General features: G+C 75.3%; 22 protein-coding genes. 9 read left to right on the top strand and 13 right to left on the bottom strand.

What is annotated here, in order from left to right; translation table 11 throughout:
* Positions 1-86: 86 nt before the first annotated feature.
* The 5 genes from ACWIX7_RS17460 to ACWIX7_RS17440 all read right to left on the bottom strand — a co-directional run bounded on the left by ACWIX7_RS17460 (position 87) and on the right by ACWIX7_RS17440 (position 3,471).
* Positions 87-941, bottom strand: a complete 855-nt coding sequence (locus ACWIX7_RS17460; protein ID WP_448617693.1) for a RecB family exonuclease — start codon at positions 939-941, stop codon at positions 87-89.
* Positions 942-951: 10 nt separating this feature from the next.
* Positions 952-1,827 (bottom strand): PHP domain-containing protein, encoded by an 876-nt coding sequence (locus ACWIX7_RS17455; protein WP_448617692.1) that lies wholly within the window; start codon positions 1,825-1,827, stop codon positions 952-954.
* A complete protein-coding gene (locus ACWIX7_RS17450) occupies positions 1,827-2,558 on the bottom strand; it encodes a PH domain-containing protein (protein WP_448617691.1) in 732 nt (243 codons plus the stop codon). The genes ACWIX7_RS17455 and ACWIX7_RS17450 overlap by 1 nt, the downstream gene beginning before the upstream one ends.
* Before the next feature lie 6 nt (positions 2,559-2,564).
* On the bottom strand, positions 2,565-2,717 hold the full coding sequence (locus tag ACWIX7_RS17445) for a hypothetical protein (protein WP_448617690.1): 153 nt from the start codon (positions 2,715-2,717) through the stop codon (positions 2,565-2,567).
* A 130-nt stretch (positions 2,718-2,847) separates the two neighbouring features.
* Positions 2,848-3,471: a DUF6758 family protein gene (locus ACWIX7_RS17440; protein ID WP_448617689.1), complete on the bottom strand. Its 624-nt coding sequence runs from the start codon at positions 3,469-3,471 to the stop codon at positions 2,848-2,850.
* Positions 3,472-3,547: 76 nt separating this feature from the next.
* Here ACWIX7_RS17440 and ACWIX7_RS17435 point away from each other — a divergent pair, with 76 nt between their 5' ends.
* Entirely contained in the window at positions 3,548-3,973 is a 426-nt protein-coding gene (locus ACWIX7_RS17435; protein WP_448617688.1) for an NUDIX domain-containing protein, read from the top strand.
* Between the two features lie 25 nt (positions 3,974-3,998).
* Here ACWIX7_RS17435 and ACWIX7_RS17430 read toward each other — a convergent pair whose 3' ends face one another.
* Complete coding sequence (locus ACWIX7_RS17430) at positions 3,999-4,508, bottom strand: MaoC family dehydratase (RefSeq protein ID WP_448617687.1); 510 nt, start codon at positions 4,506-4,508, stop codon at positions 3,999-4,001.
* A gap of 137 nt (positions 4,509-4,645) precedes the next feature.
* On the opposite strand from ACWIX7_RS17430, the gene ACWIX7_RS17425 reads away from it, so the two are divergent.
* Together ACWIX7_RS17425 and ACWIX7_RS17420 are read left to right on the top strand one after the other, a co-directional pair.
* A complete protein-coding gene (locus ACWIX7_RS17425; RefSeq protein WP_448617686.1) occupies positions 4,646-5,146 on the top strand; it encodes a hypothetical protein in 501 nt (166 codons plus the stop codon).
* A complete protein-coding gene (locus tag ACWIX7_RS17420) occupies positions 5,143-6,087 on the top strand; it encodes an HTTM domain-containing protein (protein ID WP_448617685.1) in 945 nt (314 codons plus the stop codon). The genes ACWIX7_RS17425 and ACWIX7_RS17420 overlap by 4 nt, the downstream gene beginning before the upstream one ends.
* 34 nt (positions 6,088-6,121) lie before the next feature.
* Here the strand turns inward: ACWIX7_RS17420 and ACWIX7_RS17415 are convergent, their stop codons facing one another.
* Positions 6,122-6,415 carry a WXG100 family type VII secretion target gene (locus tag ACWIX7_RS17415; RefSeq protein WP_448617684.1) on the bottom strand — a complete coding sequence of 98 codons (294 nt, stop codon included), beginning with the start codon at positions 6,413-6,415 and terminating at the stop codon, positions 6,122-6,124.
* Positions 6,416-6,567: 152 nt separating this feature from the next.
* On the opposite strand from ACWIX7_RS17415, the gene ACWIX7_RS17410 reads away from it, so the two are divergent.
* Positions 6,568-10,734: an FtsK/SpoIIIE domain-containing protein gene (locus ACWIX7_RS17410; RefSeq protein ID WP_448617683.1), complete on the top strand. Its 4,167-nt coding sequence runs from the start codon at positions 6,568-6,570 to the stop codon at positions 10,732-10,734.
* A 20-nt stretch (positions 10,735-10,754) separates the two neighbouring features.
* Here the strand turns inward: ACWIX7_RS17410 and ACWIX7_RS17405 are convergent, their stop codons facing one another.
* The 4 genes from ACWIX7_RS17405 to ACWIX7_RS17390 form a co-directional block, all read right to left on the bottom strand.
* On the bottom strand, positions 10,755-11,267 hold the full coding sequence (locus ACWIX7_RS17405; RefSeq protein WP_448617682.1) for a DUF6912 family protein: 513 nt from the start codon (positions 11,265-11,267) through the stop codon (positions 10,755-10,757).
* Positions 11,268-11,339: 72 nt separating this feature from the next.
* Positions 11,340-12,719, bottom strand: a complete 1,380-nt coding sequence (locus ACWIX7_RS17400) for a WS/DGAT/MGAT family O-acyltransferase (RefSeq protein ID WP_448617681.1) — start codon at positions 12,717-12,719, stop codon at positions 11,340-11,342.
* An 85-nt stretch (positions 12,720-12,804) separates the two neighbouring features.
* Entirely contained in the window at positions 12,805-14,100 is a 1,296-nt protein-coding gene (locus ACWIX7_RS17395) for an AAA family ATPase (RefSeq protein ID WP_448617680.1), read from the bottom strand.
* Positions 14,100-15,062 (bottom strand): SAF domain-containing protein, encoded by a 963-nt coding sequence (locus ACWIX7_RS17390; RefSeq protein ID WP_448617679.1) that lies wholly within the window; start codon positions 15,060-15,062, stop codon positions 14,100-14,102. The genes ACWIX7_RS17395 and ACWIX7_RS17390 overlap by 1 nt, the downstream gene beginning before the upstream one ends.
* Before the next feature lie 181 nt (positions 15,063-15,243).
* Here ACWIX7_RS17390 and ACWIX7_RS17385 point away from each other — a divergent pair, with 181 nt between their 5' ends.
* Positions 15,244-15,519, top strand: a complete 276-nt coding sequence (locus ACWIX7_RS17385) for a helix-turn-helix domain-containing protein (protein WP_448617678.1) — start codon at positions 15,244-15,246, stop codon at positions 15,517-15,519.
* An 82-nt stretch (positions 15,520-15,601) separates the two neighbouring features.
* Here the strand turns inward: ACWIX7_RS17385 and ACWIX7_RS17380 are convergent, their stop codons facing one another.
* Positions 15,602-16,171, bottom strand: a complete 570-nt coding sequence (locus tag ACWIX7_RS17380; protein ID WP_448617677.1) for a hypothetical protein — start codon at positions 16,169-16,171, stop codon at positions 15,602-15,604.
* 104 nt (positions 16,172-16,275) lie between these two features.
* Between ACWIX7_RS17380 and ACWIX7_RS17375 the strand changes: the two genes are divergently transcribed.
* The 4 genes from ACWIX7_RS17375 to ACWIX7_RS17360 all read left to right on the top strand — a co-directional run bounded on the left by ACWIX7_RS17375 (position 16,276) and on the right by ACWIX7_RS17360 (position 20,599).
* Positions 16,276-17,004 (top strand): hypothetical protein, encoded by a 729-nt coding sequence (locus ACWIX7_RS17375; protein WP_448617676.1) that lies wholly within the window; start codon positions 16,276-16,278, stop codon positions 17,002-17,004.
* 41 nt (positions 17,005-17,045) lie between these two features.
* Positions 17,046-17,630 (top strand): Rv3235 family protein, encoded by a 585-nt coding sequence (locus ACWIX7_RS17370; protein WP_448617675.1) that lies wholly within the window; start codon positions 17,046-17,048, stop codon positions 17,628-17,630.
* Between the two features lie 461 nt (positions 17,631-18,091).
* The gene (locus ACWIX7_RS17365) at positions 18,092-19,234 is read left to right on the top strand and encodes a GNAT family N-acetyltransferase (protein WP_448617674.1); all 1,143 of its coding nucleotides are present in this window, start codon (positions 18,092-18,094) and stop codon (positions 19,232-19,234) included.
* A gap of 180 nt (positions 19,235-19,414) precedes the next feature.
* Positions 19,415-20,599 (top strand): FAD-dependent monooxygenase, encoded by a 1,185-nt coding sequence (locus tag ACWIX7_RS17360; protein WP_448617673.1) that lies wholly within the window; start codon positions 19,415-19,417, stop codon positions 20,597-20,599.
* A gap of 236 nt (positions 20,600-20,835) precedes the next feature.
* On the opposite strand, the gene secA is transcribed toward ACWIX7_RS17360, so the two are convergent.
* Positions 20,836-23,988 carry a preprotein translocase subunit SecA gene (gene secA / locus ACWIX7_RS17355; RefSeq protein ID WP_448617672.1) on the bottom strand — a complete coding sequence of 1,051 codons (3,153 nt, stop codon included), beginning with the start codon at positions 23,986-23,988 and terminating at the stop codon, positions 20,836-20,838.
* Positions 23,989-24,003 lie beyond the last annotated feature (15 nt).

Genomic DNA, 24,003 nt, shown 5'->3' with positions numbered 1-24,003 from the left:
CCTCCCCCCCTCGAGGAAAGGACCCCGGCCCCCTTGCGGGGTCCCGCCACGAGCTTGCCAGCGGTGGGAGGCAAGGGGGTCCTTTCTCAGGCGCCGGCGGTCGCCTCCTCGGCGAGGAAGCTCCACGTCTCCCGCGGCGGGGTGGCCGCCTGGCCGACCGCGCAGCTGGGCCGGAAGTCGCACCAGCCGCACTGCCGGCCGGGGACCGCGGGGAACGCGACGTCCGGGTCCTCCCCGCCGTCGACAGCCGCGGTCGCCGCGGCGATGTCGGCGGCGACGTCCTCCGCCCGGCGGACGTGGTTGGCCAGCGACCGGTCGGTGTGGTCGAAGGCGGCCACCGTGCCCGACGGCAGGTGGTGCAGCTCGACCCGGCTGCACGGCCGGTGCAGGGTGCGACGCACGCCCAGCACGTACGCGGCCAGCGCGGGTGACCCGCGGGCCTCGTCGTCGGTGCAGACCGAGCGGCCGGTCTTGTAGTCGACGACGACCAGCTCGTCGCCGCGCTGGTCGATCCGGTCGACCCGGCCGGACAACGCCAGCCGCTCGGTGGTGGCGGCCACCTGCCGCTCGGTGCCGACCGGCTCGTCGGCGGGGTCGAGGCCGCTCACGTAGTCGGTCAGCCAGCCCGCGGCCCGGGCGCGCCACCGTTCGGACTGCTCGGCGTCGCGGAAGCCCGCGGTCGACCAGACCCCGTACAGCAGCTGTCGGGCCGCGGCCGGCGTGCGCTTCGGCAGCGGCAGCTCCCACCACGAGCGCAGCGCGGCGTGCACCGCCGAGCCGACGCTGTTGTGCGCCCACGCCGGGCCCTTGGGCGGGGTGGGCCGGTCGACGTAGGCGTGCCGGTAGCGGCGCGGGCAGTCGCTGAAGGCGGCCAGCTTGCTCGGCGTCGCCGGGAACAGTCGCCGCGGCATGCCGGGCATCTCCAGCTGTGCGCCTCCCACGCCGGTCACGCTAACCGGCGGTGCCGCCGGTCCCGGGGAACGGCACGGCGCCCGTCCCGGCGGCCAGCAGCGCCTCGTACTGGTCCGGCGCGGTCGTGCAGGCGGCGATCGGGGTCGTCTTGTTGTTGCCGTGGTAGTCGCTGGAGCCGGTGACCAGCAGCCCGAGCTCGCCGGCCAGTCCCCGCATGTGGGCGCGCTCGTCCGGGTCGTGGTCGGGGTGGTCGACCTCCAGGCCGAGCAGCCCGGCCTCGGACATCGCCGCGATCGCCTCGTCGCCGACCACCCGGCCGCGCCGGGTGGCCAGGCCGTGGGCGAACACCGGCACCCCGCCGGCCGCACGCACGAGGGCGATGCCGTCGAGCACGTCGGTGTCGGCCTTGGCGACGTAGAAGGGGCTGCGGTGGTGCAGCAGCGTGGCGAAGGCCTGGTCGACCGAGTCGACGACGCCGGCCTCCACCAGCGCGCGGGCCACGTGTGGCCGTCCCACCACCCCGCCGCCGGCGCGCTCGACGATCTCGTCCCAGACGACCGGGTGCCCGGCCCCGGCGAGCCCGGCGACGATCCGCTCGCCGCGACCGAGCCGCTCCTCGCGCAGCCGCGCCCGCTCCGCGGCCAGGCCTGAGTGCTCGGGGTCGAACAGGTAGGCCAGCAGGTGCACGCTGATCGGCGGCGCCTGCGCCGGGAACCAGCGGCAGGACAGCTCCATCCCCGGGACGACGGTCAGCCCCTCGGGGCGGGTCCGCTCGGCCTCGGCCCAGCCTGCGGTGGTGTCGTGGTCGGTGAGCGCGACGACGTCCAGGCCCGCCTCCCGCGCCGCGGTGAGCAGCTCGGCGGGACTGTCGGTGCCGTCGGACACCGACGAGTGCGTGTGCAGGTCGATCCGCATCAGCGCCCAGCCTGCCGCATCCTGCGGCCGGCCACCCGCGGCGAGCGGGGACGCCGCGGCGGCAGCGGCGGGATCGGCTGGGTGTCCCGCCGTCCGTCGGTGGGGGCGTCCCGCGCGGGGCGGTCCGACGACTGGGGCGACGGCCGGCGCGGCTGCCGCGGTGACGGCTCGGCCTCGCCCTCGTCGTCCCCCTTGTCCGCACCGTTGCCGCCGAACAGCAGGTCGCTCACGTCGCGGTAGAGCACGCCGGCCCGCGGCAGGTAGGTGATCTCCGAGAGCGCCTGCTGCTGGCCGGCCGACTCGAAGCGGAACGTGCCGTAGCCGAGCAGCTGGCCGAGCAGCGTCTCCTTGTACGTGAGGTCGGTGATGCGGCGCAGCGGCAGCAGGGCCACGGTCCGGACGATGATCCCGGTGGTCAGCAGCACCCGGCGGTTGGTGACGATGAAGTGCCGCATCCACCACTCGCCGATCCGCAGCACCAGGTACCCCAGGGCACCGACCAGCACGATGAGACCGACGCTGGCGGTGACCCGGTTCTCCGGGTCGAGCACCATCAGCCCCAGGCCGACGGCCAGGACCGGCAACGCCTTGGCCACCGGGACGATGAGCACTGCCCAGTGCCGGCGGGTGGCGATGACGGGCGGCTTCTCGTGCGGGAGCAGGTACTTGTCGGCGTCCTTGCTCCACCGCGGCCGGCGGCCGTCGGGAGGTGGTGTCGCCGGGCCGCCCACGCCGGCCTAGGCGAGGGAGTCGAAGAACTCGGCCAGCGAGGATGCCGCGTCGCCGAGGGCGTGGCCGGCGGTGCGGACGAAGTCGGCGGAGCTCTCGGGCGCCGAGATGACGTAGAAGACGACGAAGGCGAGCGCCAGCCAGGTGAGGACCTTCTTCACCGTCACCTCCGCGGTGGCTGTCGGACGGACGCGCGGACGGGGGCGCCCGCACGGCGAGCCCCATGCGTAACACACGGCACAGGGCCCCCACCCGGGACACGCCGCCGGGGATGCGGGTCGGTCCGATCCGTCACGGCCCGGGCAGGAGGTGCTCGCTGGGCGGACCGAGCGGCAGGTCGGGGTAGAGCCGCTCGCGCAGGTCGAGCAGCGTCAGTCGCTCGGCGAGCAGCCACGCGGCCGACATCGGCCACATGACCAGCCACAACCAGACGCCGTAGGCCTCCCCGACGAAGGCTGCCCGGTCGTCGGAGGTCGGCACGGCCCACAGCGGCGCCCGCTGCCCGGCGGCCTCGACGTCGGCCGACGATGGGCCGTTGATGACGTCGCCGGGGTCGAGGCCGGGCAGCCCGGCGTACCCGCAGCCGACGCCGGTGCCCGGCTCCTCGGCGACGAGCACCAGCTCGGCCGAGCCGCCGAGCGGCGCCGGTCCGGCGCAGTCCACGACGATCGCGCGCGCCCCGGGCTCCCCGCCCCACGCCAGGCCGGTGACCGTCCAGCCCGGCGGCATCGGGTCGGGCACCCACGCGGGCACCCGGGCGTCGGCGGTCACCGCGGCGATGGCGTCGTGCGCCACCAGCAGCGTGTGGTGCAGCGGCGTCACCGCACCGTGCACGTGGCACCAGGCCTGAGCCGAGTTCCCGGGGCGGACGACCACGCGTTCGCCGCAGCGGGGACAGACCGTGGTCGCAGTCATCGGGCATCACCGTCCTGTGACCGGACGGGTTCGTCAAGCGCTGAGCCCTGCGGGGTGCGTGCGTACCGTTCGGGGCGTGCCTCCCGCCGCCGACGCTGCGCTGCCCGTGGTCGCCTGCGTCGGGGCGGTGGTGCTCGACGCCCGGGGCCGGCTGCTGCTCATCCGGCGAGGTCACGAGCCCAGCCGCGGGCTGTGGTCGGTGCCCGGCGGCCGGGTGGAGCCCGGTGAGTCGATGGCCGCGGCGGTCGAGCGCGAGGTGCGCGAGGAGACCGGCCTGGCGGTGCGGGCCGGCGCCGAGGTGGGCCGGGTGCGGATTCCGGGCCGCGGTGTCGTCTATGACGTCGTAGACCTGGCCTGCACGCTGCTGGACCCGGCAGCCGTCCCGGTGGCCGGCGACGACGCGGACGACGTCACCTTCGCCGACGCGGCCGACCTCGAGCGGCTGACCTGCACACCGCGGCTGCTGGAGACGCTGCGCGGCTGGGGCGTGCTGCCGTCCTGAGCCGGCCCGGCAGCACGCCCGCCGGTCAGCTGCGCGGCCTGGGCTCCGGGCGGCCGGGCTGCTCGCCGCCGCGGGCCTCGCCGTAGGAGCGCTTGGGCACCATGACCTTGCGCCGGAAGACGCAGACCACGGTGCCGTCCTGCTTGTAGCCGATGGTCTCGACGTGGACGACGCCGCGGTCGTCCTTCGACCTCGACTCGGTCTTGTCCAGCACCGTCGTCTCGCCGTAGATGGTGTCGCCGTGGAAGGTCGGCGCCACGTGCCGCAGCGACTCGATCTCCAGGTTGGCGATGGCCTTGCCCGACACGTCCGGGACGCTCATGCCGAGCAGCAGCGAGTAGACGTAGTTGCCGACGACGACGTTCCTGCCGAAGTCGGTGGTCTCCGCCGCGTAGTGGGTGTCCAGGTGCAGGGGGTGGTGGTTCATCGTGAGGAGGCAGAACAGGTGGTCGTCGTACTCGGTGACGGTCTTGCCCGGCCAGTGCTTGTAGACCGCACCGACCTCGAACTCCTCGTAGTACCGACCGAACTGCACGTGCTGCCTCCGCGGTGTCGACGCTGACATCGGGGCACCGGCCGGTCGCTGGGCACGGGCCCACCGCGCCCGGGGGGCCAGCTGCCCACCACGCGTCGGTGACCCCTCTGGACGGCCGCCGATCCTACGATGCGCCCGTGGTACCGGCTCCCCCCGTTCCGGACCCCGGGGAGCCCGGTGTCCTGACGCTCTCGCCCACCGGCCGCCGGGTCCGGCTCGCCGCCACCGCCGTCGTGCTCGCGCTGCTGCTCGGCGGCACGCTGTGGGGCAACGACTCCGAGTTCCCGTTCGGCCCGTTCCGGATGTACTCGACCCGCGCCGACCCCGACCGCCCGGTGGTCTCCACCAGCGTGGTGGGCGTGACCGCCGACGGCGACGAGGTGCGGCTCTCCGGCGGTGAGGTGGGCCTGCGCCGGGCCGAGTTCGAGGGGCAGATGTCCCGTCTCGTCGAGGAGCCGCAGCTGCTGGGTCTGCTCGCCGAGTCCTACGCCGACCGCCACCCCGCAGCTGAGCCGCTCGTGGCGGTGCAGGTGGTGCAGCGGCGGCACGCACTCGACGGCGGCCGGCGCACCGGCGAGGTCACCGAGGGCGTGCTCGTCGACCACGCCGTCGCGACCGACCGGGAGGGCACCCCGTGAGCACGACCGCCTCCCCCGGTGCCGGCGCGACCGCCGCTGCGCCGTCACCCACGGGCTACCGCAGGTGGTCGGACTGGTGGTTCCGGCCCGTCCCGCTGGCGCGCGTCGCCGTGTTCCGGACCATCGCCTACCTGTTCGTGCCGATCGACGTCTTCCTGACCACGGCCTGGGTGCGGGCGCACGCCGACGTCCCCACCGAGTGGTACGCGCCGCTGACCATCGGCCGGCTGCTGCCCCTGCCGACGCCCACCCCGGCGGTCGTGTTCGTCGTGCAGTGGGCCCTCGTCGGGACCGCCCTGGTGGCGGCGACCGGCCGGGCGCCCCGCCTGCTGGGCACCGCGGTGTTCCTCCTCTACTTCGAGTGGATGGTCATCGCGATGAGCTACGGGAAGGTGGACCACGACCGGATCGCCTACCTCGTCGCGCTGGCGGTGCTGCCCACCATCGGGCGCGTGCGGTGGCGCGACAAGCGCTCCTCGGAAGCGGCCGGCTGGGCCATGGCGGCGGTCTTCGTCGCCGTCATGCTCACCTACTTCCTGGCCGCCTGGGCCAAGATGCGCTTCGGCGGCTGGGACTGGGCCACCGGCTCCACGCTGGCCCGGGCCATGGTGCGACGCGGCACCGTGCTGTCGGACTGGACCCTCGAGACGCCCGGCCTGTTGGTGGCCGCCCAGTGGGCGATGCTCGCGCTGGAGTTCGCCGCACCGCTCATGCTGCTCGTCCGGTCGGCCCGCGCACGGGTCGCGCTGGTGGTCTTCCTGCTCGGCTTCCACCTGTCCGTCTACGCCAGCGTGGCGATCATCTTCCTGCCGCACTGCGTCGCGATCCTGTCGATCCTGCCGTGGGAGCGGCTGCCCGACGCCACCCGCCGGCTGCGCGCCCGGACCGGCAGCGGGCGCCCGGCCGAGGTCTCCCCGGCCGGGGCCGCACTCCCGGACTGAGCCGGCACGCGCGCTGTGCCGGCTACGGGCCCGGTCAGATCAGCGCACCGATGCGGGCCGCCATGTCCGCCTCGTGCTGCTGGTAGGACGCCGCCACGCTGCTGAGCAGACCGCCCATGCCGGTGAGCGCGTCGCTGACGCCCTGGGCGCTGAGCCGCCACTGCTCGTAGAGCTCGGTGAACCGGGCGGCGGCCTGGCTGTCGGTCCACCCCTCGAGCACCGAGGCGTCCACGCTGCTCGACAGGGTGGTGTGCCGGGCGGTGGTCTCGGCGGCCTCGGCGCGGCACTGCCCGGCCAGCGACTCCAGGGTGGCGATCTCGACCTTCACGTGTCCTCCTCGTGGTCCGGGTCCCTCCCGGTCGGGGCGGACGTTAGGTGCCCGACCCCTCCTGCCCACCCCGGTCGTCCACAGCCCCGCCGCCGTCCACAGATCCGGAGGCGGACCCCCGGGCGGCGGAGCGCTCGGGCCAGGGTCGGGACGTGCCCGCCCGCTCCCCCGCCACCCGCTGCTGGACCCTCGTCACGTCCAGCGGCGCCCTCGACGTGGCGATCTCCGCCTGCGACGACGAGCGGCTGGGCGCGGTCCTGCCCCCGCTGGTCGCCGCGCTGCGCCTGCCGTCCGCAGAACTCTGGTCCGGCAGCACCCGGCTGGCTCCCGAGCTCCCGCTCACCGACCCTGCGCTGCTGCACGGGGCACTGCTGGGCCTCGGACGGCCCGGGCCACGCCCGGGCGCCGCGGCGGGGTCCAGCGCGCTGGAACTGCACGTGGTGGGCGGCCCGGACGCCGGGACGGCGCTGCCCCTGGACCGGGGCCGGCACGTCGTCGGCCGGAGCAGTGACGCCACCGTCCGGCTGACCGACCCCGATGTCTCCCGCCGGCACGTGCTCGTCGAGGTCGGCGCCGGGAACCTCACCGTCCGCGACCTCGGCTCCAGCAACGGCAGCCGGCTGGACGGCGCGCCCCTCGACGGGCAGCCGCGGCCGTGGCCGTCCGCGGCACTGCTCCGGCTGGGGTCGAGCACGCTGCGGACGACGGGACCGGGCAGCGCTCGCGCCGCCGTCCGGCCGGGAGGTGGTGGACGGCTGCAGCTGCGTCCGCACCCGCGTCTGCACCAGCCGCGCGAGGACGTCGAGATCGCACTCCCGGTCGCGCCCACCCCCACACCACCTCGGCGGCTGGCGTGGGTGGCCATGGCCCTCCCGGCGGTCGGTGGCGTGGCCCTCGCCTGGGCGCTCGACTCTCCGCACTTCCTCATCTTCGCCCTGCTCAGTCCGGTGGTGGCGGTGGGCACGTGGCTCTCCGACCGGTGGTCGGGCCGGCGCACGACGCGACGTGCCCGGGCAGCCCACGCCGGGGAGCTCGCCGAGGCCGAGGACCGGTTGGCAGCCGCCCTCCGCGCCGACGAGCGCGCGGCCGAGGCCGCCTCCCCGGACCTGGCCGCCCTGGCCACCGCGGCCCGCCGCCGGTCCACCGACCTCTGGCAGCGACGTCGGGGGGACGCCGACGCGCTGGCCGTGCGGATCGGTACCGGCCCCGGAGAGGCCCGCGTGGTGCGGGTGGACCCCGACGGCTCCCGTGGCCGGGAGTGGTCGGACCGGCTGCCCGTCGTCGTCGAGCTGGCCGCCACCAGGGGGCTCGGCGTCGCCGGTCCGCGCGAACCGGCGGTGGGCGTCCTCGCCGGCGTCCTGGGTCAGCTCGCGGCGCTGCACGCGCCCGGCGAGGTGGAGCTGGCCCTGCTCACCACACCCGACCGGCTGGCCGACTGGGCCTGGCTGCGGTGGCTGCCCCACCTCGCCGCGGGGTCGGTGCACGTCCGCACCGCTCCCCCGGCCGACGACGCCGACGAGGAGACCCTCCGGTGGCTCACCGCCCTCGTCTCCCGGCGGGCGAGCGGAGAGGACGGTGCCCCCGGCTGGGTCGCCGTGCTGGTCGACCGGCCGGTCGGCCCCCGGGTGCTGGCCGCGCTGCGCAGCGTGCACCCCGTCCGGGTCGTCGTCCTCGGCTGCGGCTCCTCGGCAGCGGACCTCCCCGGGCTCGGGGACGCCGTCCTGCTGCTCGGCGGCGAGACCGGCGAGCGGGCGACCCTGCTCCGGTCCGGTGCAGGCGAACAGCCGGTGGCGGTCGTCGACCGGCTGCCGCGGCGGGTCGCCGCACAGCTGGCGCGCGACCTGGCCGTGCTCGCGCCCGCTGCCTCCGACGCCGCCCTCCCCCGTCAGGTCCGACTGCTCGACCTGGCGGCCGCCGCGGTCGGCGGGTGGTCCCGGGCGCGCGACTCGCTGGTCGCGACGCTGGGCCGCACCGCGACCGGGGACCTGTCGGTCGACCTGTGCCGGCACGGCCCGCACGCACTGGTGGCCGGGACCACGGGTTCGGGCAAGTCCGAGCTGCTGCAGACGCTGATCATCGGCCTGGCGCTGACCCACCCGCCAGACCGGTGCTCGTTCCTGCTCGTCGACTACAAGGGTGGAGCGGCGTTCGCCGAGGCGGCCGAGCTCCCGCACACCGTGGGTCTGCTGACCGACCTCGACGGCGCGACGACCGCCCGGGCGCTGCGGTCGCTCACCGCCGAGCTCACCCGCCGCGAGGCACTCCTCGCCGCTCACGGCGTCCCCGACCTGGCGGCCCTGCCCGAGTCGGTGGAGCTGGCCCGCCTGGTGATCGTCGTGGACGAGTTCGCCGGGCTGGCCGAGGAACTGCCTGCCTTCCTGTCGGGGCTCGTCGGCATCGCGCAGCGGGGGCGCTCGCTCGGCGTGCACCTGGTGCTGGCGACCCAGCGTCCCGGCGGCGTCGTCTCCCCGGAGATCCGCGCCAACTGCACACTGCGCATCTGCCTGCGGACGACCGACGAGGCCGAGTCCCGCGACGTGCTCGGCTCGGCACACGCCGCCGTGCTGCCGGTCGACGTCCCCGGCCGCGGTTACCTGCGGACCGGTGGCGGCCCGCCCGTGCCGTTCCAGGCGGCACGGGTCAGCGGCGGGCCGGACGGTGTCCGGGACACCGGGCCGCAGGTTAGGCCGTGGGGCTGGCCGGCACCCGTCCTGGTGGCGGAGGAGGTGCCGGCCGGGTCCAGCGACCTGGCCCGGCTCACCGCGGAGCTGGCGCGCCGGGCCGACGAGACGGGACTGCCGCGGCCGCACCGGCCGTGGCGTCCCGCCCTGCCCGACCGCCTGTCCGCCGTGGACCTGCGGGACCTCGCGGGTGGCGGTCCGAGCCCCCGACTGCGGCTGGGACTGCTCGACCGCCCGGACGCGCAGACACAGGAGCCGCTGGAGCTGGACCTGGACCGAGCCGGCGGCTGGCTCGCGGTCGGCGGTCCGCGCAGCGGGCGGACGACGTTCCTGCGGTCCGCGCTCGCCGAGGCGGTCACCGCGTTCGGCCCCGACCGGTTGCACGTGCACGTGCTCGACCACGGCGGCGGCGGACTGGCCGCGGCGGTGACCGGCCTCCCGCACACCGGCACCGCGGTCGGTGGGGACGACGCCCTGCGGACCGTGCGGCTGCTGGACCGGCTGACGCAGGAGGTCGCGGCACGGCGCGCGGCACCGCCCGGTGGGCCTCGCCCGCACCTGCTGCTGCTCGTCGACGGCGTCGAGTCGGTCATGACGCAGCTCGACGAGTCCGATCCCGGCCGGGGGTCGGTGGCGCTGCTGCGCCTGGTCCGGGACGGCGGGGCGGCCGGGCTGACGTGCCTGCTGACTGCCGATCGCGCCGTCCCGGGCGGCAGGCTGGCCACCGCCGTCGGCACCCGGCTGGTCCTGCCGCTGCCCGACCGCGCCGACTACGCCGTCGCCGGCATCCCGGCCCGCGACGTGCCCGGACACCGGCCACCCGGCCGGGCGCTGGTCGGGGAGGAGGCCCGGGAGTGCCAGCTCGTCCTGCCCCGGGAGCTGCCGAGGACCGGGCTCGGCGCACCCCGCCACGGGGGTCCGCTGTCGATCCCCGAGCTCCCGACCGCCCCCGTCCTGCCGCTGCCCAGGCCGACCGGCGGCGGGCACCCGCTGCTGCTGCCGGTCGGGCCCGGCGGTGACGACGGCGGCGTGCTGACCGTCGACCTGGCCCGCACCGGCGGCCTGCTCGTCGCCGGGCCGCCCGGTAGCGGACGGACCACGGCGCTGGCGTGCTCGGCGCGCCACCTCGCCGCTGCGGGGGCCGCCGTCCTGCAGGTCGTCCGGGACCCCGACCGCGCCTCCGCGGGGAGCACCCCCGCCCTGTCTCGGCTGGCCGCCACGGACCTCGCCGGCTGGCAGGAGTGGCTCGCCGGGCTGCGCGGTACCCCCGGCGCCGTGGTCGTCGACGACTCCGCCGACCTGGCGGACTCCGCTGTGTTCGGCGCGCTCACCGCGGCCGAGGCCGGGTCGGACGTCGTCCTCCTCGTGGCCGGGACGGCGGCCGAGCTGTCAGCGGCCTACCGGGGCCCGGTGCCCGCGCTGCGGCGGCGACGCAGCGGCCTGCTGCTGTCGCCGGGGCAGGGGGACGCCGACCTGCTGGGCATCCGGCTCCCCCGCACACCGGTCCCCGCACGCCCCGGCTCGGGCTGGCTGGTGGTGGCCGGTGCGGCCGAGCGGGTGCAGGTCGCCCGTCGTGACCCGCCCCCGGACCGGGTCCCGGCCGCGGTGGGCACCGGAACCTGCGGTGCAGCGTGGTGAACCGGCCGCCAGTCCCGGGATCACAGCAGCTCGAGCAGCGTCCCGATCTCCTGGGTGGCGTACCAGGCGAGCTCGTGACCCTCGGCCTGGTCCACGACGAACTGGGCGTCCTCACTGCCGAGGTCGGCCTCGAGCACGACGCCGACCGCCGCCCGGACGTCGTCCTCGGCCTCCGCACCGTCGACGTGCGCGCTGGCGACCGCGGCCAGGGTGACGTCCCCGGTGATGCGGACGGCACCGCGGTCGGCGTCCGGGTCCTCGACCTCGCTGACCGCGGAGTCGGGGACGTCGGCGGCCAGCACGACGCGGCGTCGAGCGGCGGAGGGGTCGACGTCGACCAGCCGGAGGCTGGCCCGCGCCGCCGCGAGGAGGGCGGCGTACTCGAGCTCCTCCTCGTCGGCCCCGGCGTCACTGAGGGCGTAGAACTCGCGCAGGCCCAGGGTGACCGCGAAGGCGGTGAGCGGCCCGGTCAGGCTCCCCTCGTCCACGAGCGTCCGCAGGACGTTGGTCGTGGCGGGCAGGTACACACGCACCGGGCTGGCTCCTTCGCGCCGAGGGGACGCACGACGGTATCCCGGCGCGGCCACGGCCCCGCGGGCCGCGGCTCAGCCCGCGGTCTCGACCAGGACGGCGAGCTCCTGCTCGATGAGGTCGGCGAGCACGTCGACGTCCCCGACGCCGTCGCGGTCGGCGTTCAGGCCGAAGAAGACACGACCGTCGTAGCTGGTGATGCCCACCGACAGCCCCTGCCCCGGCGCGAGCGGGACCACGGGGAAGACCTCGAGCATCCGGGCGCCGGCGGCGTACAGGGGGACCTGCGGCCCCGGCACGTTGGTGACCACCAGGTTGGCCATCCGGCGGGACAGGCCACGCGCCGCCCGCGCGCCGAGGGCGTGCAGCGTGGGCGGGGCGAAGCCGGTGAGCGCGATGAGCGCGTCCGCGCCGACCGACCGGCCGTGCTGGCTCACGCCGCGCATCGCGAAGCTCAGCCGCGTCAGCCGCACCCGAGGGTTGGGCTCGCCGACGGGGAGGTCGACCAGGTAGCTCGACACGCGGTTGCCCGACGCCTCCTCTTCCTCGCCCTGGACCGACACCGGCACCAACGCCCGCACCGAGGTCGACCCCACGACGGCCTGCCCCCGCGACAGCAACCAGTCCCGCAGTGCTCCGGTCACCACGGTCAGCAGCACGTCGTTGACCGTTCCGCCGTGTGCCTTGCGGACCCGTTTGACGTCGTCGAGATCGACCCGTGCCACCGCGACCCGGCGCTGGCTGCCGTGCGTCGCGTCGAGGGGCGTGTGCGGAGCCGGGAACAACGCCGACCGCGCCGCCCGCACGGCGTCCTCGGCCGCGCTGGTCAGTCGGGCGCCGGTGGCCCGCGCGTCGGTCACGGCGTGCCGCGCCGTCTCGACGACCGCCGTCGGGCGTGCCGCGTACTCCGCCACGGCCTCGCGGACCAGCTGCAGCGCGCCGGGCAGCCGGCGGGGTCGCCACGGGCCGGGCGCGGGGACCGTCGCGTCCGGCGAGTCGTCGAGCAGGACCTGGCCGATGTCGACGGTGCCCAGTCCGTCGACCAGCGCCGGGTGCGTCTTCGTGATGACCGCGACCCGGCCCTCGGCCAGGCCCTCCACGAGGTAGACCTCCCACAGCGGCCGCCCCCGGTCCAGCGGGCGGGCGACCACCCGGGAGACGAGGTCCAGCAGCTGGGCCTGCGTCCCCGGCCGGGGTACCGCGGACCGGCGGACGTGGTACTCGATGTCGAAGTCCGGGTCGTCGGCCCACACCGGGTTGGCCAGGTGCCCGGGCACCTCGAGGACCCGCTGCCGATAGCGCGGCACCAGCGGGAGCCGGGCCTCGATCAGAGCGGCGATCGCGTCCAGACCGCCCGCCGGCGGCTCGAGCACGAGGACGCCGGCCACGTGCATCGGGTTGTCCGGCTTCTCGAGGTAGAGGAACGACGCGTCCAGGGTGGTCAGGCGCTCCACCTTCGGTCTCCTCCCGGTCGGTGCGCTCACGCTACGGCGCGGCACCGCCAGACCGACAGCCCCGCGTGCAGTGGCGCCCGTCGTCTCACCCGGCACGTCGGCGAAGCCGCGGACGCCCCCGGCCGGACGCCGGCACCGGCACGCCGGTGAGCGCGGCGGCCATCGCCCGCAGCTCCGTGCGCAGCGGAGAGCTCGGCGCGACCTCGGCCAACGCGCGTCCATCGGCCAGGGCCGCGTCGGTGGCGGGACGGTCGGCGGGCAGGAAGAAGCCCACCTGGCGGCCGGCGAAGCGCTGCAGCGCGTCACCGATCTCGCGGCGGGGGTCGCCGGGCACCGGTCCACGCCGCACCTGGTTGACGACCACGACCGGTTCGACGTCGGGCAGCACGTCGCGCAGCTCGCCGAGGGCCCGGATGCTGCGCTGCAGCGCCACGGGGTCCGCCCCGCTCACGCAGAGCACGGTGTCCGCGGCCTCCAGGACGGTGAGCGTCACGCCGTTGCGCCGGGGCGCCGCGGTGTCGAAGGACAGCTCCTCGTCCTCCTCGAGGCTGAAGGCGCAGTCGACCACGGTGAGCTCGACGCTGCGGCGCACCTCCTCCAGGACGGCGGCCACGGCGTGCGGCCGCAGCTCGGGCCAGCGGTCCGCGCGCGCCAGCCCGGTCAGGACGCCCAGCCGCGGGCGCACCGCCCAGGCCAGCCGGCCGAGCGCCGCCTCGTCGAGGGTCCCGGCGGCCGCCTGCCGCGCCGCGCCGGCCAGCCCGGGCGACTCGTCGAGCAGGCCGAGCACCTGGGCCACCACGCCTCCGTAGACGTCGGCGTCGACGAGCAGGGTCGACACGTCCAGCCGGGCGGCCTCGTCGGCGAGCCCCACGGCGACCGTCGTGCGGCCGGGGGCGCCGGTCGGACCCCAGACCGCGATCACGCGGCCTCGGCCCGCCGACCGTTCCGGCGCCGGCTCCGGCAGCCCGTGCGCGGGCAGGGCGGCCCGCGGGTCGGCGATGTCCCGGCCGGCGGACGGCCCCCCGGCCACCGCCTCGCGCAAGGCCCGGGCGATGGCCTCGGGCTCGGCGTCGGCCGGCAGGACCCGGCCGATCCCCAAGCCGTGGAGCCGGTCGGTGGCGCGCTCGTCGCCGGGGTCGACCAGTCCCACGACGGCCACGCCGACCGCCGCCAGCTGGGCGACGGCGTCCCCGTCGAGGCGGCGCAGGTCGGCCGACAGGAGCGCGGCCTGCGCGGTCCCGGTGGCCGCAGCGGCCAGCAGCTCGGAGACGTCCACGCACCGGCGGACGACGGTGACGCCGTGGTCGGCCCGGTCGAGGGCGCCCACCAGCGCGGACTCCCACCCGGCACCGGTGACGGCGGTGAAGACCTGCAGCGCCATCAGGGGGTCCCGGCCGTCGGGACGCTGCCCGCCTGCGCGCCCTGCTGGGACGGCGGGGCGGCGGAGGACGCGGCCGACGGCACAGCCACGCCCGGGGCCGGCCCCGCAGCTCCAGCCGCCGGCGCGGACCCGGCCGCGGACCGGGCCGGCGCGGCGGCCGACGGGGTCGCCGCGGGGGCGGAGGTCGACGGCGCGGGCGTGGAGGTCGACGGTGTGACGGACGGCGCGGCGGTCGTCGGGCCCGACGCCGCACCGCCGGTGCCATCCACCGAACCGTGCACGACGACGACCAGGGGGCGGCCACCGATCGCGCCGAGCACCGCGGCTGCCCGATCGGCCGGCACCGAGACGACGACCTGCACGGTGGTCGTGGCCGTCGACAGCACCCCCTCCGTGCGGCCCGAGATCGCCTGCACCGGAGCCGCGGCCACGACGAGGGCCACGCTGACGTCACCGGCCCCGGTGGCACCGGCCGCGGGATCGGCGACGGCGTAGACGTCGACGACCTGTCCGCGATCCAGCCCCGGCGGCACGTGGCCGGCCTGCACCGGCAGCGCCAGCTGCACCAGCTCGGCCGGCTCCTCCAGCGCCGTCCGGGGCAGCAGCTCCCCGCTGCGCACCGCACGGGCGAGGGTCCGGCCGTCAGGTCGCGTGCTGGTCGCGAGGTAGGCGCCGGCGACGTCGTCCAGCCGGACGTCGACGGCCACGAGGTCCCCGGCGGTGAGCACCGTGCCGGCCGCGAGGTCGCCCGCGGCCGACCACACGGGCACCGTCGCGTCGGCGGCGGCGACCACGCGGGCCCCGAGCAGGACCGAGCCGAGCACCAGCAGGACGCCGAGCACCAGCCGGAGGTCGAGCCAGCGCGGCGGCCGGACCCGTCGCGGTGCCGACCCCGGCACGGGGGCGGCGGGGCCCGGGGTGGTCGCCCCCGGGGCGGTGGGCACGGTGCGCGTGGCGCTCACAGCCGGCGGTCCTCCATCTGCGCGGGAGCCGTGGACGGCCCGGATGGGCCCACGGTCGGACGGAGATGATGGGACAGGTACGCCGCTGCGTGCAGGCGCTGTCCACACGTTCGGGGCTGTGGACAGCGCGCATGCCACCCGGACGGGGCTGCCAGACTGTCCGGGACCGGACGGAGACCTGATGCCCACACCGCGGTTCCTGACCCTCGACGACGTCGCCGAGATCCTCAACGTCTCGTGGTCGCAGGCCTACGCGCTGGTGCGCCGCAAGGAGCTGATCGCCATCCAGATCGGTGGTCGCGGCCAGTGGCGGGTCGAGAACGAGGAACTCGAGCGCTTCATCGCGCAGAAGTACGCCGAGGCGCGCGCCGGTACCGTGCCCGCGGAGTCCGCCGCCGAGGAGCAGGCCGAGCAGGACGACGCGTCGACCGGCCCCGGAGGGCGCAGCCGGGGCTGAGCCCGCACGGCGCCGGGCGGAGCCTGACCCCGCACGGCGCCCGGGTAGACCCGGCTCGTGGTCCCCGACCGGAGCCGCGCGGTCAATCCAGCCCCGGCACCAGCGTCCGCACGACCGCCACCGCCGGCAGGGCGATCGCCCGCACCCCTCGCACGGCTGCCGCCCGGCGCGGCTGGTCGGCGGCGTGCTCGGCCAGCTCGACGTGGTCGGCACCGACGCCGTCCACGGTGCCGACGTACACCGCGCCGTCGTCCAGGACGACCTGCACGACGCTGCGGTCGCGGGCCAGCCCGCGCAGCGCCCGCCGCAGGTCCAGCCGCGCCCGCACCTGACCGGCGTCCGCGGCCGGAGCCGTCGCGCGTCCCAGCCCGGCGACCGTCCGCACGGTCGACAGCGCCACGAGCACCTCCCGCCGGCTGTCGTCGGTCAGCAGCAGCCAGTCGGCGCCCACCTCGACGAGGACACCGGTCACGTCGCCGGCGCCGGCACACCGCAAGGTGAGCGGCCGGTCGAGGGCGCCGGCCAGCCGGTCGGCCAGCCGGACGGCGCCCGTCTCGACCCGCCGACGTGAGGCGTCCTCGGCCCGCTCGGCCGCGGCCTCCGCCTCGTCGAACTCCGCCTGCAGGTCGGCGAAGAGCCGTTGCCACCGCATCGGCCACCTCCTCGGTTTCCACACTACTGGGTGCTGTCTCTTGCGTTTGCTTGCGTTTGCTTGATTTAGTCACGCGGCGATCGTCGACCAGTCGAGGAGGAGACATGTCGATCCGGCGTCTGTGCGGAACGGCGACGGCGATGGCCGCTGCCGCCGCCGGCCTCCGCGCGGTCACCCCCGACCTCGGGGAGGTCGCCGACGCCGGCCTGGACCTGCAGCGCGTCGTCGACACGACCGGCGCCGAGACCGTCCTGCTCGCCGGCGTCGCGGCGCTCGCCTGGGCCGTCTGGCTGTGGGGCGCTCTCGGCCTGACCCTCACCGCGCTCTCCGCGCTGCCGGGGATCGCCGGCACGATCGCGCGGGCCCTCACACGGTTCCTGCTGCCCGCCGGCGCCCGGCGGGCCGCGGCCCTCGCCCTGGGCATCGGGCTGGTCACCAGCGCCCCGCTGGTGACCAGCTGCGCCCCGGCGTCCGGCGCCCTCCCCCGGGCGGTCGCCGTCGCCTCCGCCGAGGGCCCCGCCGCTCCGGCACCCGGCCCCGTCGCCGACTGGCCGGGGACGCCCGCGCCGACACCGGTCCCACCGGCAGCGAGCGCCCCCGCTGCGGTGCCCGACTGGCCGGCACCGGTCCGGGACGAGCACGTCGTCCTGCGCGGCGAGTGCCTGTGGGACATCGCCGCCGCCGACCTCGCCCGGCGGACCGGCGGAAGCCCGGCGGACGACGAGGTGGCCACGGCCGTCGACGCCTGGTGGCACGCCAACGCCGCCGTCATCGGCCCCGACCCGGACCTCCTGCTCCCGGGCCAGGTGCTGCGCCCGCCCCCGGCGTCCTGACGCCGCCCGCCCCTCACCCACCCCGGACCCCGGAGCCCGTGATGACCGCGCCCGCCGCCCCCGTCCGACCCGCCGCCCCCGACACCACGTCCGAGGCCGGCCCGCAGCCGCTGTGCGCGGCCCCGCTGCGCCTCACCGTCGTCCCGACGCCGCAGCCGCCGCTGGACCCGCAGCCGGTGCTGCGGTTGGTGCTCCCCGGTGTCGCCGTCCCGCGGGCACCGCACCGGCCGGGTCCACGGCCGCGTCCGGAGGAGCCGCTCGCGGGGTTCGTGCCGGGCTCCGAGCCGACCTGGTCGGCCCGGGCGGACCTCCCCGACCCGCGCGTCGCCGGACGCCGGCTGCTGCTGCTCACCCTCGAGGGGCTGGCCGGCCGCCGTCCGCTGAGCCAGGTGCAGCCGCTCACCGCCCCGGGCGTCTACGCGGCGCTCACCAGCGGCCGCCGACCCCGGTGGTGCGCCGGCGGCACCGCCCCGGTGCTGCTCGGCCCGGTCCGCGTCTGCGAGCCGGTCGACGGGGTCGCCGAGGTGAGCGCGGTGGCCCGCCGGTCGGGCCGGGCGCACGCCGTCGCCGCGCGACTGGAGGGCATCGACGGCCGGTGGCGCTGCACCGCGCTCCAGATCGGGTGAACGACCGCCCGCCCCCACCACTCGCAGATCCGCAGCGGGCCGCTGCCGGGGCCGACCCGGGACCGGCCGCACCCGCCGGCACCCGGGCGCGGGAGGGCACTCCGGCTCACCCGGATCGGGTGGCAACCTCCGTCGGCTCGCGCAGGGATCCGCGACCGGGGCGCCTGGCGCGGGCTCGATCACATGGAGCCGGCGACCCTGGAACGGGTCGACCGGTCGATCCTCCCGCGTGGCCCGCAGCACCGGAGCACTGCGGTCGTGGAGCAGGCCAGCTCCGATGGGAACAGGACCACGAGCCACCGACCACCGCCCTGTCCAGGAGGGCCCGTACCGACGACTCCGCTCGGCCGACTCCTTCGGATTGACAGGCCCAGGTACAGTCACGCCCCCGAAATCGGCGCCCTGCATTGGCGACATCGGCAGTTCCGACCGCTGAGGCACAGAACGGAGAAGCTGACACGTTGGACGCAGCTGCGAACTCCGGGGTCGGGACACACCCGCGACCGGTCAGGATCGTCACCCCGGTACCGCCGCGGGCATGGCGGGACGTACTGGACAGCGATCCCGGCGCAACCGCGCTCCAGACCCCGGAGTACTTCTCGGCGGTCCGCGAGGTCACCGGTGGTCACGATGCGAGCCTCCTGTACCAGCTCGCGGACGGCCGGAGCATCGTCCTGCCCCTCGTTCGGCACGAGTCCATCCCCGGAGCGCAGGTGCTGGCCGGCTACCCGGGTGGGCTCGGGCACGGCAGCGCACTCGCCTCCGGCGGCCTCCGGTCATCGGACGTCCGAACGCTGGTGGAGGACCTGCGGTGTCGCGGCGCGCTGTCCATCCGCATCGGTGGAGGGCACCACACGGTGGACCAGTGGGCGGCCGGCCTCCGAGGAGCAGGAACGGTCGAGGAACCTCGGTCGGTGCACGTGGTGGACCTCAGTCGCGGCTGGGACGCGCATCTCCGCGAACGCGTCGCCCGCAGCGTCCGCTACCACCTCAGGAAGGCAGAGCGTCGCGGAGTCAGCGTCGAACTCGACACCACTGGTCGACTGGTGCCGGTGTTCCACAACCTCTACCGCGACTGGGTGGACCGCTGGGTCCGCCATTCGCAACTCCCCCGCCCGCTGGCGCGCTACATGGCGCTGCGCGAAGAATCGTTCGACAAGTTCGCAACTGTCGCGACGGCTCTGGGTGAGCGGTGCCGTACCTTCATCGCCTGGCACCAAGGCGTGCCGGTGGCCGGCTGCATCACCCTGGTGCACGGCGACCACGCAATAGGCTGGCGCAGTTACAGCATCAAGGAGCTCGCGGCACCGGTGTCTGCGAACACCCTCGTGCAAGCACGAGCCCTTGCTGACGCTGCAGCCTACGGATGCCGGGTCTTCGACCTCGGACAAACCGGTGGAGAGCCCGGCCTGGAGGCCTACAAGCGCTCACTCGGCGGCACACCTCGACGAGTGGTGGACCTCAGGATCGAGCGCCCAGCCGCCAGGCTCGTCCGACGAACGAGGACGACAGGGCTGCAACTCGCGGTGCGGGCGCTCAGCCGGTCGCACCCCGGTCCGGACCGGGGGTCCGGCGCCGGGTCGGCAGCCCGCCGAGGGGAGTAGTCCGGGAGTCTCCACCGGAATCGGCACGCGAGCGGCGCACGGGCCCCGGTCGCGGCAGGTCACACGCGGTCGCCGGAGGCAGGTCCACCAGGGAGGCGGGGGGACGGCGACCCCACTGCTCCACCCGCCCAGCAGCACGGGGATGGTCCTGGAGCCAGGGATCTGGCAGCATGATCACCAATGCGAATCGCGTGCGTGGGAGGCGGCCCGGCCGGGCTCTTCTTCAGCATCCTGGCCAGTCGACTAGGCAAGGGCCACCAGGTCACCGTCTACGAACGCTCCCCGGCGGGAGTCACGTACGGGTGGGGCGTCGTCTTCTGGAACGACCTGCTGGCCCAACTCGATGCACGCGATCCGCTGACGGCGCAGGCGGTCCGCGCTCGGGCCTACCGCTGGGAGGACCAACTCCTCGACGTCTCCGGCCGTGCCCTGGTGCGCACACCCGGCCACGGCTACAGCATGGCCCGGCAGACCCTGCTCGAGCTCCTCGCCGAACGGGCCACCGACCTCGGCGTCGACATCCGCTACGAGCACGAGGTCCGCGATCCCTCCGACGTGGGGAACGTCGACCTGGTGATCGCCTGCGACGGGGTCAACAGCGCCCTGCGCGCTCGCGGCCGCGACAGCTTCGGCACGACCGTGGTGCAGGGCAGCAACAGGTACATGTGGCTGGGTACGAGCCGCGTGTTCGACTCCTTCACCTTCCCCTTCACGCGCACCGGAGCCGGTTGGATCTGGGCCCACGCGTACGGGTTCAACAGCGACACCAGCACCTTCGTGGTCGAGACGACCCCGGAGACCTGGCGAGGCCTGGGGTTCGACCGGATGGCCGCCGACACGACCCTGCGTCGGCTGGAGGAGATCTTCGCCGACCCGCTGGAGGGCCACCCCCTGCAGCCGCAGGCGGGCACACGCGACGTCGCTCCCTGGCTGCAGTTCCGTGGGGTCACCAACAAGCGCTGGCACAGCGGCCCCGTCGTGTTGATGGGTGACGCCGCGCACACCACCCACTTCACCATCGGATCAGGAACGCGCCTCGCCCTGGAAGACGCGATGGCGCTCGCCGACGCACTCACCGACTGCGACGACCTCGACCGGGCCCTGGAGAGCTATGGCCGGCGCCGCCGAGCGGCCCTGCGCACCACTCTGCGCAGCGCCGCCAACAGCGCCCGCTGGTTCGAGCACCTGCCGCGCCACGTCGACCACGACCGCTTCGGTGACCTCCTCCTGCGACGCCGATCCGCAGTCCAGTCCCACCTCCCCCCAGGCGCCTTCCTGCTGTTGTCCGACGCAGCGCTGAGCGTCCCCGCGATCACGGACCCGGTCCGTAGAGCCGTTGCACGCCTCCTGAGCACGCCGGCGTGATCCGGCGCACGACTGCCGGTGCGGGTGCGGGAGCTACCGCCCATCCACCTGTGTCCCGGAGCCGAGTGGCGAGACCTGGCGTCCCGGCTGGTGCCGAGTGAGGCAGCCTGCGGCCGCTCGACGGTTGCACCACCAGCTCCCGCTCCCGGCTGTCGGTGGGCGGGTGCACCCCGGTGGTCAGCCCGGCGGGATCGACCGATGGACCACGACCCCGCAACGGACCGCAGCTCAGCGGCTCAGTGAGCCGCTCCGTGGCAGAACTTGTACTTCTTCCCGGAGCCGCAGGGGCACGGCGCGTTGCGCGACGGCTCCTTGGTGCCGGTCACGGTCGCGGTCTTCGCCGCCTTGGTCCGGCCGCTCTCCTTGGGCGAGGCGTCCAGGCCGGGAGCGGAGTAGCTGAGCTGGTCGCTGCGGTGGGGGTCGTCGAGGCCCCTGACCGAGAGCTCCGGCCCGGTGCCCGAGGACACCGGCTCCGCCAGCTCGGGTGCCGACGCCTCGACCTCGGGTGCGGCGTGCCGCCCCCGCCGTGCCGAGGAGGTCCGGCGCGCCGCCGGGACCGGGGCCTGGGCGGCGGGTGCCGGGGCGGCCCCGTTCTCCTCGACCGGAGCGGGGGCCGGTCGGGCGGCCGGCGCACTCGGAGCCGGAGCGGCGGCGACCGGAGCAGGTGCGGCCGGGGCCGACGGGGCCGGAACCGACGGGGTGGGTGCGACCGGCGGAGCAGGAGCCGCCGCGGCCTGCGCCGCCCGGGCAGCGGCCGCCTGCCGGGCCAGCACCCGCGCCGTCCCCTCCTGGGCCGCCGCCAGCGCCTTGGCCTCGGCCTCGGCCTGCTTGGCCCGGGCCTCGGCGTCCTGCTGCTCCTTGGTCTTGACCTCCAGGTTGAACAGGAAGCCGACCGACTCCTCCTTGATGCCGTCGAGCATCGACATGAACATGTCGTAGCCCTCGCGCTGGTACTCCACGACCGGGTCGCGGTTGGCCATCGCGCGCAGGTGGATGCCGGCCCGCAGGTAGTCCATCTCGTAGAGGTGCTCGCGCCACTTGCGGTCGAGCACGCTCAGCAGCACCCGCCGCTCGAGCTCGCGCATGACCTCCGCGCCGAGCGAGGACTCCCGCTCCTCGTAGGCGCGGTGCACGTCGTCGAGCAGCTCGCGCTTGAGGACGTCGGCGGAGAGTCCGGCCTGGTCGCCGTCGGCGACGCGGTCGATCAGCTCGTCGCGGTCCAGGCCCACCGGGTAGAGGGCCTTGAGGCCGGTCCACAGCTGCTCGAGGTCCCAGTCCTCGGCGTAACCCATCTCGGTGGCGCCGTCGACGTAGGCGCTGATGACGTCGTCGACCATCGACCGGACCTGCACGTGCAGGTCCTGGCCGTCGAGCACCTTGCGCCGCTCGGCGTAGATGACGGTGCGCTGCCGGTTGAGCACCTCGTCGTACTTCAGGACGTCCTTGCGGACCTCGAAGTTCTGCTGCTCGACCTGGGTCTGCGCCGACAGGATCGCCCGGCTGACCATCTTCGACTCGATCGGCTGGTCATCGGGGACCCGCAGCGTGGTCATCATCGACTCGAGCATCGGGCCGTTGAAGCGCCGCATGAGGTCGTCGCCCAGCGACAGGTAGAACCGCGACTCACCGGGGTCGCCCTGCCGGCCGGAGCGGCCGCGCAGCTGGTTGTCGATGCGCCGGCTCTCGTGCCGCTCGGTGCCCAGCACGTAGAGACCACCGGCCTCGGTCACCTGCTCGTGCTCGGCCCGGACCTGCTCCTTGGCCTTCTCGACCGCGCTGTCCCAGGCGGCCTCGTACTCCTCCGGCGTCTCCGACGGCGACAGGCCGCGGGCGCGCAGCTGCTCGTCGGCGATGAACTCCGGGTTGCCGCCGAGCTGGATGTCGGTGCCGCGGCCGGCCATGTTGGTGGCCACGGTGACCGCGCCCAGCCGCCCGGCCTGGGCCACGATGTGCGCCTCACGCGCGTGGTTCTTGGCGTTGAGCACCTCGTGCGGGATGCCGCGGCGCAGCAGCAGCGTGGAGAGGACCTCGGACTTCTCCACGCTCGCCGTGCCGACCAGCACCGGCTGCCCGGCCTCGTGCCGCTCGGCGATGTCGTCGATGACGGCGTCGAACTTCGCCTGCTCCGTCTTGTAGATGACGTCGGAGCGGTCCTCGCGGACCATCGGCCGGTTCGTCGGGATCGGCACGACGCCCAGCCCGTAGGTCTGCGAGAGCTCGGCCGCCTCGGTCTGGGCGGTGCCGGTCATCCCGGAGAGCTTCTCGTAAAGCCGGAAGTAGTTCTGCAGGGTGATCGTGGCGAGCGTCTGGTTCTCGTCCTTGATCTGCACCCGCTCCTTGGCCTCGATGGCCTGGTGCATGCCCTCGTTGTAGCGCCGACCCGACAGCACGCGGCCGGTGAACTCGTCGACGATGAGCACCTCGCCGTTGCTGACGATGTACTGCTGGTCGCGGTGGTAGAGCTCCTTGGCCTTCAGCGCGTTGTTCAGGAAGCTGATCAGCGGGGTGTTGGCCGCCTCGTAGAGGTTCTCGATGCCGATCTGGTCCTCGACGAACTCCACGCCCTCCTCGGTGATGGCGACCGTGCGCTTGCCCTCCTCCACCTCGTAGTGGACGTCGCGCTGCATGAGCGGGGCCAGCCGCGCGAACTCGCCGTACCAGCGCTGCATCGCCGGGTCGCCGGCCGGACCGCTGATGATCAGCGGGGTGCGCGCCTCGTCGATGAGGATCGAGTCGACCTCGTCGACGACGGCGAAGTGGTGCCCACGCTGCACCAGGTCGGACTTGTTCCAGGCCATGTTGTCGCGCAGGTAGTCGAAGCCGAACTCGTTGTTCGTGCCGTAGGTGATGTCGCAGGCGTACTGCTCCCGGCGGTGCGCCGGGCGCTCGCCGGAGAGGATCACGCCGACCGACAGACCCAGGAAGCGGTGCACCCGGCCCATCCACTCGGCGTCGCGCTTGGCCAGGTAGTCGTTGACCGTGACCACGTGCACGCCGTTGCCGGTGAGCGCGTTGAGGTACGCGGGCAGGACGCCGGTCAGCGTCTTGCCCTCTCCGGTGCGCATCTCGGCGATGTTGCCCAGGTGCAGCGCGGCGCCGCCCATGAGCTGCACCCGGAAGTGCCGCTGGCCCAGGGTGCGGGTGGCGGCCTCGCGGACGACGGCGAAGGCCTCCGGGAGGAGGTGGTCGAGGGTCTCCCCCTCCTCCAGGCGCTCCTTGAACTCGTCGGTCTTGGCGCGCAGCTCCGCGTCGGTGAGGTCGACGACGTCGTCCGCCAGCGACTCGACCGCATCGGCGATCTTGTTCAGTCGCCGGAGGGTCTTTCCCTCACCGGCTCGGAGGATCTTGGAGAACACCACCCGTCCAGAGTAGGCGGCGGAGCCGGTCACCCGGAGCTGCTGACG

This window comes from Geodermatophilus sp. URMC 65 (assembly GCF_053502545.1).
The sequence above is the reverse complement of the archived record's forward strand: the minus strand, read 5'-3'. Positions and strand labels throughout refer to the sequence as shown.